The sequence below is a fragment of the Planctomycetota bacterium genome (assembly GCA_016872555.1).
Classification (GTDB): domain Bacteria; phylum Planctomycetota; class Planctomycetia; order Pirellulales; family UBA1268; genus F1-20-MAGs016.
Window position 1 is genome coordinate 23,183 of sequence record VGZO01000047.1, and the last position, 6,240, is coordinate 29,422.

7 protein-coding genes are annotated in these 6,240 nt (G+C 67.3%); 1 reads left to right on the top strand and 6 read right to left on the bottom strand.

The features are described from left to right. Window positions 1-24 precede the first annotated feature (24 nt). From atpF to FJ309_13965, 5 genes are all read right to left on the bottom strand, one after another. Window positions 25-726 carry a F0F1 ATP synthase subunit B gene (gene atpF / locus FJ309_13945; protein ID MBM3955694.1) on the bottom strand — a complete coding sequence of 234 codons (702 nt, stop codon included), beginning with the start codon at window positions 724-726 and terminating at the stop codon, window positions 25-27. 168 nt (window positions 727-894) lie between these two features. Further along, window positions 895-1,212: an ATP synthase F0 subunit C gene (gene atpE / locus FJ309_13950; GenBank protein MBM3955695.1), complete on the bottom strand. Its 318-nt coding sequence runs from the start codon at window positions 1,210-1,212 to the stop codon at window positions 895-897. Window positions 1,213-1,301: 89 nt separating this feature from the next. Continuing rightward, window positions 1,302-2,372, bottom strand: coding sequence for a F0F1 ATP synthase subunit A (locus FJ309_13955; GenBank protein MBM3955696.1), 1,071 nt, complete (start codon window positions 2,370-2,372; stop codon window positions 1,302-1,304). A 158-nt stretch (window positions 2,373-2,530) separates the two neighbouring features. Next, window positions 2,531-2,950, bottom strand: coding sequence for a hypothetical protein (locus FJ309_13960; protein ID MBM3955697.1), 420 nt, complete (start codon window positions 2,948-2,950; stop codon window positions 2,531-2,533). 75 nt (window positions 2,951-3,025) lie between these two features. Then, window positions 3,026-3,205, bottom strand: coding sequence for a hypothetical protein (locus FJ309_13965; protein MBM3955698.1), 180 nt, complete (start codon window positions 3,203-3,205; stop codon window positions 3,026-3,028). Window positions 3,206-3,290: 85 nt separating this feature from the next. On the opposite strand from FJ309_13965, the gene corA reads away from it, so the two are divergent. Then, complete coding sequence (gene corA, locus FJ309_13970; GenBank protein ID MBM3955699.1) at window positions 3,291-4,403, top strand: magnesium/cobalt transporter CorA; 1,113 nt, start codon at window positions 3,291-3,293, stop codon at window positions 4,401-4,403. Window positions 4,404-4,422: 19 nt separating this feature from the next. On the opposite strand, the gene FJ309_13975 is transcribed toward corA, so the two are convergent. Beyond that, window positions 4,423-5,742 carry a response regulator gene (locus tag FJ309_13975; GenBank protein MBM3955700.1) on the bottom strand — a complete coding sequence of 440 codons (1,320 nt, stop codon included), beginning with the start codon at window positions 5,740-5,742 and terminating at the stop codon, window positions 4,423-4,425. Window positions 5,743-6,240 lie beyond the last annotated feature (498 nt).

Genomic DNA, 6,240 nt, shown 5'->3' on the forward strand with positions numbered 1-6,240 from the left:
TGGGCGTTCCGGTCGCTGTGGGCTTCAGTTCACGCTCGGCCGGCTCGAGAGGCTGGCGACCGACTCGCGGACCAGCCGCGACTGCTCTTCCGAGCCGAGCTTTTCGCGGAGGAACTTCCCCGCCACCTCGACGGCGAGGTGCCCGGCCTTCTCGGCGATCTGCGAGAGGGCGTCGTCCTTGGCGAGCTGGATCTCGTGGCGGACGCGGGTCTTCTCCTCGTCGGCGGCCTTGCGGGCCTCGGCGATGATCATCTGCTTGGTCGAGTCGGCATCGCGGCGGGCCTCCTCGAGCATGCCGCGGACCTCGTCGGCCGCTTCGGCGAGCCGGCGCTCGTACGACACGAGCATCTGTTTGGCTTCCGCGTTGGCGGCCTTCGTCTCCGCGATCTGCCGGGCAATGCCCTCCTCACGCTTCTGGAGGCCGTCCATGATCGGCTTCCAGGCGAACTTCGTGAGCAGGAACAGCAATCCGGCGAACACCGCCAGCGACCAAAAAGCGAGATCGCCTCGGATCGACGGCGGACCCGGGTTCTCGAAATCACTCACCGAAACTCCGGGCGGCGGGTTATGGCCAATTTCGTAGTGGTGGTCGCCGTGCCCGCCGTGACCGTCATCGGCTGCGAACGCCGCTGGAGCAGCGCACAGGACCGTTGCACACGTGACGATCACACGCGCGGCGATCCCGACGCGATTACGGGACGAAAGACCGACGAAAAGATGACTCATGACGCTCACTCGAACGGAGGGTATCGAAACGCCAGCTACGAGAAGAACTCCTCGCTCCGCGGCCCGGCCGGGACGCGGTGGTGCCGAAGGGACCACAGCGACGTCCCGGCCGACGGCCGCGGCATGCTCTCCGGGAAGGTCACCCGGCACGCCGGATCGCTTCACCGATCACTTTGGGGTGCAGAGGAACAACGCGTAGAACGTAAACCCTTCGATGAGAGCCGCCGCGATGATCATCGCCGTTTGGATGCTGCCCGCCACCTCTGGCTGACGGGCCATGCTTTCGTAGGCCGCGGCGGCCAGACGGCTGATGCCGAAGGCCGCTCCGATCACCGCCAAGCCGATGCCGATGTACGGCGTGAGGTCGATCAGCGTGCGACCCGAGCCCGCCGCCTCCTGGGCACTGGCCAGATCGGCATACGCGAGCGAGAGAGCGAGAGCCGCGACGGCGGCTACGGTGCGGACGGAGAACAACGAACGAATCATCAACGAGCTCCTTGCAACAAAGGGGACCGGGGCGGTGCCCGGATTCGGGGGGAATGCGAACCGACTGAACGGAGACGGTTGGAAAACGATCAGTGTTGATGGACCGCCGACCCGATGAACAGGGCCGACAGGAAGGTGAAAATGTAGGCCTGAAGGAAGGCGACGAACAGTTCCAGGACGCTGAACAGCGTGCTGCTCACGACGCTGATCCCGGTGACCGTGGCCCACATGCCGGTCGAGTAGCTGGCGGCCGCAGTGATCAATCCCATGATGCCCAGCAGGACCAAGTGACCGGCCAACATGTTTGCCAGCAACCGGACGGCCAGTACGCCATGCTTGATGAGCAAACCCAGCATCTCGATCGCAAAGACCAGGGGCTTGATGATGATCGCCAGCGGCAGCGGCAGGTCCATGGCCGGAACCTGATTGAGAAAGAAGCCGACGACCCCGAATTTCTTCATGCCGGCGATCACTACGGTCGCCATGGTCACTCCGGCAAGGGCGAGTGTGACGGAAAACGACGCCGTCGGCGAACCGGCCCATGGCACCATGCCGAGCAGGTTGCAGCCCAGCACGAAGAAAAACAGCGTCAGCAAGAGCGGCACGAAGCGGTCGCCTTCGTGTTCCGGGAGCATGACGTGAGCTGAGCCACCATGGTCGCCATCACCACGCTGTGGATGATCGTTGCCGTACCGATGCGCGTGATCGCCGCCGTCGTGGTCATCGTGGCCATGGTCATCGTGGCTGTCGATCGCCGGCCTGGCGATGCCGTCCCTGACGAACAGGATCATGGCGTCGAACAGATTGGCCATCGCCCCTTTCGCGGGCGTCCCGCCGCGCAGCCGTTCGGCGAGCCGGGTGAACAGCAGGAACATGATCCCGGCCAGGAGCAACTCCAAGATCATGTATTTGGAGATGCACAGCCCCGATTTCTTCTCGAAAAGGCTGTCGAGCGTGCCGAACGGCTGCGGGATCAGGATCTTCCCGGACATTGCCTCGTTGAACTCGGCGACCGATGGCATCGGGAGGCGGTCGCGCTCGAAGGGCACACGGAGGAATTCCGGCACTTCGTCGAGCGACTTCCACGACCGCGGCCAGAGCGCTTTGGGGACCTCGAAAAAATACGAGTCCTTCAGGTGGTAGATCGGATTGGCCGACATGAAACCGCGTCACTCCTGGCTCGGGCCGTCGGACTCGCTCTGCCGCGGTGCCCCTCCGACACCGCCCATGGGCTGGGCCGACCCGCAGTCAGCCGTGACCGCCGGGGCCGACCCGCGACCCAACCGTGCGGAGAGTGTGCTGTGAAGCGGCGCAACGGTCAATCGGCCACCCCTTCTCCCCGGGTGACCCTCGGTACGGGCGGGGCCGGGGCGGCTTCCCGTCGCAGCACGACGTGGAGCCCGATGTCGGCGGCCAGCAGGGCCAAATAAGCCCCCAAAACATGGTCGGCGGGGGCGACGGCGGCCACATCGCGGGGCTGGCGGGACAGCCAGCCGATGGCCACCAGCGGAACCGCCAGGCGGACGAGCATTGCCGCAAGCGCGTTGGCAGCGCCGGTAGCCGCCGAGGAAAACGGCTGCCGAGCCGCGACCCACCCCAGCAGGAAGCCGGGCAGCGTGGCGGCCAAACCGAGCATGACCGCGCGACGACCACCGGGGCGATCGGCCGTGCACCATGTCTGCGTCAAAGCGACTGCGCCGGCGACGCCGACCAGGAGCACCGCCCCGGCGATCGTCACCTTTCCCGACCGTCGCACCAACCGTGTCATCGCGGTTCGCTCGCTCGTGAAGACGCCTACAGTCGACGGTGTCGGTCAGGGGGTCGGCCGCTGCGGACGTGCCGTTCGCACCAGCGCCGCCAGCCCCCCCGTGAAGCCGATGACGAGGGCCGCACCGCCGAGGAACCGGCTCCCGAGCCGCTCGTCGAGCCAGTTGCCTGCCACGGCGGGAAGGAACATCGCGATCGCCACGCCGATGATCCGATACGCCCACACGAGGGCGTCTCCGATCGGCGAGCGTGGCGCGGTGCGACCCATCCCCGTAGGATAGCGTCTTCACTGTCCCCGAGAGGTCCCTGCCGTGTCGCGCCGTAAGCACCGCCGCCGCCGGAGCCGCCCGGGACGCGGATCGGGGTTGCCCGCGGCCGCGGTGCTCGACACCGATTCCGGCGCCGGCGGCGAGCCAACACGGCTGCGGCTCACCGCCTGCGACGGCAGCATCGTCGAGGAGACGACCGTGACGGTGCCGACGGAGCTGACCGTCGCTCGGGAAAAGTGGCCGGTCGTGTGGCTCGACGTCGACGGCTTCGAGGACGCCGAGGCGATCCGGGCCGTCGGACGGATCTTCGAGATCGGCGACCTCGCCCTCGAAGACGCGGTCACCCCCGACGAGCGGCCGAAGCTCGAGGTGTTCGGGCATCAGTTGCTCGTCGCCGTGCGGCTGCCGCGGCTCGACGGGGTGACGATCGTCACCGATCCGATGGCGATCTTCCTCGGCGAGCGGTACGTGATCACGTTCCACGATCGGACGGTGCCCGACGGGTTTGCCAGTGTCCGCGAGCGGATCCGGAACGGGCGCACGCGCCTCGGGCAGGGGCATCTCGGCGCCGACCACCTCTGCGCGCTGCTGCTGGACGCCGTGATCGACGGCTATTTCCCGGTGCTCGAGGGGTTCGGGGACCGGCTCGAGGCGCTCGAGGAGCAGGCGATCGAAAACCCGACGCGCGACCTGCTCGGGCAGATCCACGACGTGCGCAACGACCTGATGACCCTCCGCCGCGCGCTGTGGCCGACCCGTGACGTGCTCCACGGACTGGGGCGCGAGCCGACGGCCTTCGTCGGCGACCATGCCCGGCAGCATTTCCGCGACACCTACGACCACACGATGGAGCTGCTCGACATCACGGAGAACTACCGCGAGATCGGCAGCGACCTCCGCGACATCTACCTGGCGAGCATCAACAACCGGATGAACGACGTCATGAAGCTACTCACCGTGATCGCCACGGTGTTCATGCCGCTGACGTTCATCACCGGCTACTACGGCATGAATTTCGACACCGCCTCGCCCTGGAACATGCCGCTGCTCCGCTTCCGCTACGGGGCGATCGTCGCCGCGGCGATCATGGTGGCGACCACCGTGGCGATGGTCGTGGTCTTCTGGCGGCGCGGGTGGCTGCGGCGCTGGCACTGAGACGGGCCCCGGCCACCGGCTACGCCGGCCCGTCGAGGAAGTAGGTCCGCATCGTCCCTTTCCCCTTGACCGTGACCTCGCCGCGTTCGGTGAACCGGAACGAGTCGGCGAGCAGGTCGCGGGTCGACTGCGCCACGTGGACGCGCCCCACCTCGCCGTGCGATTCCATCCGGCTGGCGGTGTTGACCGTGTCGCCCCACAGGTCGTAGCTGAACTTGTGCTTGCCGATCACGCCGGCCACGACCGGCCCCGAATGGATCCCGATCCGGAGCCGCAGCGCGAGGCCGCGCCGCGCGGCGAGGTCGGCCATCTGCTCCTGCATCCCGAGGGCCATCAGGGCCACGGCCCGGGCGTGGTCGGGGCGGCGCGCGGGGAGACCGGCCACGGCCATGTAGGCGTCGCCGATCGTCTTGATCTTCTCGACGCCGTGCTCGAGGGCCAGGGCGTCGAACGCGGAAAACACCTCGTCGAGCATCGCCACGAGGCTGCCGGCGTCGGCACGCTGCGAATACTCGGTGAACCCGGCCAGGTCGGCGAACAGCACCGAGACGCTGTCGAAGTGGTCGGCGATCGTGCCGCCGCCGTTCTTCAGCCGGTCGGCGATCTCGGCGGGGAGGATGTTCAGCAGCAGCCGCTCCGATTTCTCCTTTTCGGCAGCCAGGTCGGCGATCGACTTCTCGAGCGCGGCGTAGGCGGCGTTGCGCTCGATGAGCCGCTCGTAGGCCTCGGAGTGGACGCGGATCCGCGCGACCAGCTCGATCCGGTCGGGGAGCTTGACGAGGTAGTCGTTGGCACCGGCCTCGAACAGCTGCGCCTTGACGACCGCCTCCTCCTTGGCCGACAGCACGATGATCGGAACGGCCGCGGTCTCGGGGGCGGCGCGGAAGGCGCGGACCATGTCGAGCCCGTCGACGTTGGGCATGACGAGGTCTTGGAGGATCACCGTCGGCCGGAAGCGATCGGCGAGCGCCGGAGCGGAGGCCGGGTCGTGGCAGAACTCGTAGGCCAGATCGGCCTGGTCCGCGAGCATCTTGCGGACCGTCTCGCCGATCAGCCGCTGATCGTCGATCAGCAGCACCCGGTGACGGGCGACGGAGGGGTCGGGAAGACCGGGTATCGTCGCCATCGGTCTCCGGTCATCGACGGGGTGAGGTGGCAGAAGATCGATCGAGATCGTCTCGCCGAACGGCAATTCAGCGAAGTTTGGACCCGAAATGTATTCGACCTGGGAATCCCATGCTATCGAGAGCGATCGACGATCCGCGGCTCTGTATGTGGGGAAAAGACCTCCGTGGCCCCGACCGGCCGCGGGCCGGGCCCTGTTCATTTTGGCCTGCATCCGAAAACCTGATCCAGGCGTTATGAAGGTCGTTGCCCGCTTGTGGGAGGAGACTTTCGATGACGCCACGACGACGGAGACGGCATAGCCCTGAGCAGGTGGTCGCGAGCCGCTGATCGCCGCCTCCCTCCTCCCCTCCCCCGGCCGCCGATTTCCACCGTGGAAAACCCCGGGACAGACGGGACAGCGTCACAAATTCCCGTCTCCCAAGGAGTAGCGACGGGTGCCCTCGTGGACACCGCCCGGACAGCGCTTTTTAAGCGGCTGAACTGCGTTTGTCGCCCTGTTGGGGTTTTCGGCCCCGCCCTCACGACTCCTCGTCGTCCCCCTCGAAGCCCGTCGGCACGGCAGTCAGCTTTCGCCGGTGCACCACCGTCCCGCGGCGGAACCGGATCTTCGGCACCTTCCGCCCCTCACCGGTCCAGTACAGGGCAGCCGGCGACGCCGCTCGGAGATGCGGCACGACCTCGATCGACTTGCCGACGTGCCACCCGTGGT

Excerpts from the sequence above, each read along its gene's own strand:
- FJ309_13975 (MBM3955700.1), bottom strand. The coding sequence starts at position 5,742 with ATGCAGGCCAAAATGAACAGGGCCCGGCCCGCGGCCGGTCGGGGCCAC.
- FJ309_13955 (MBM3955696.1), bottom strand. The coding sequence starts at position 2,372 with ATGTCGGCCAATCCGATCTACCACCTGAAGGACTCGTATTTTTTCGAG.
- atpF (MBM3955694.1), bottom strand. The coding sequence starts at position 726 with ATGAGTCATCTTTTCGTCGGTCTTTCGTCCCGTAATCGCGTCGGGATC.
- atpE (MBM3955695.1), bottom strand. The coding sequence starts at position 1,212 with ATGATTCGTTCGTTGTTCTCCGTCCGCACCGTAGCCGCCGTCGCGGCT.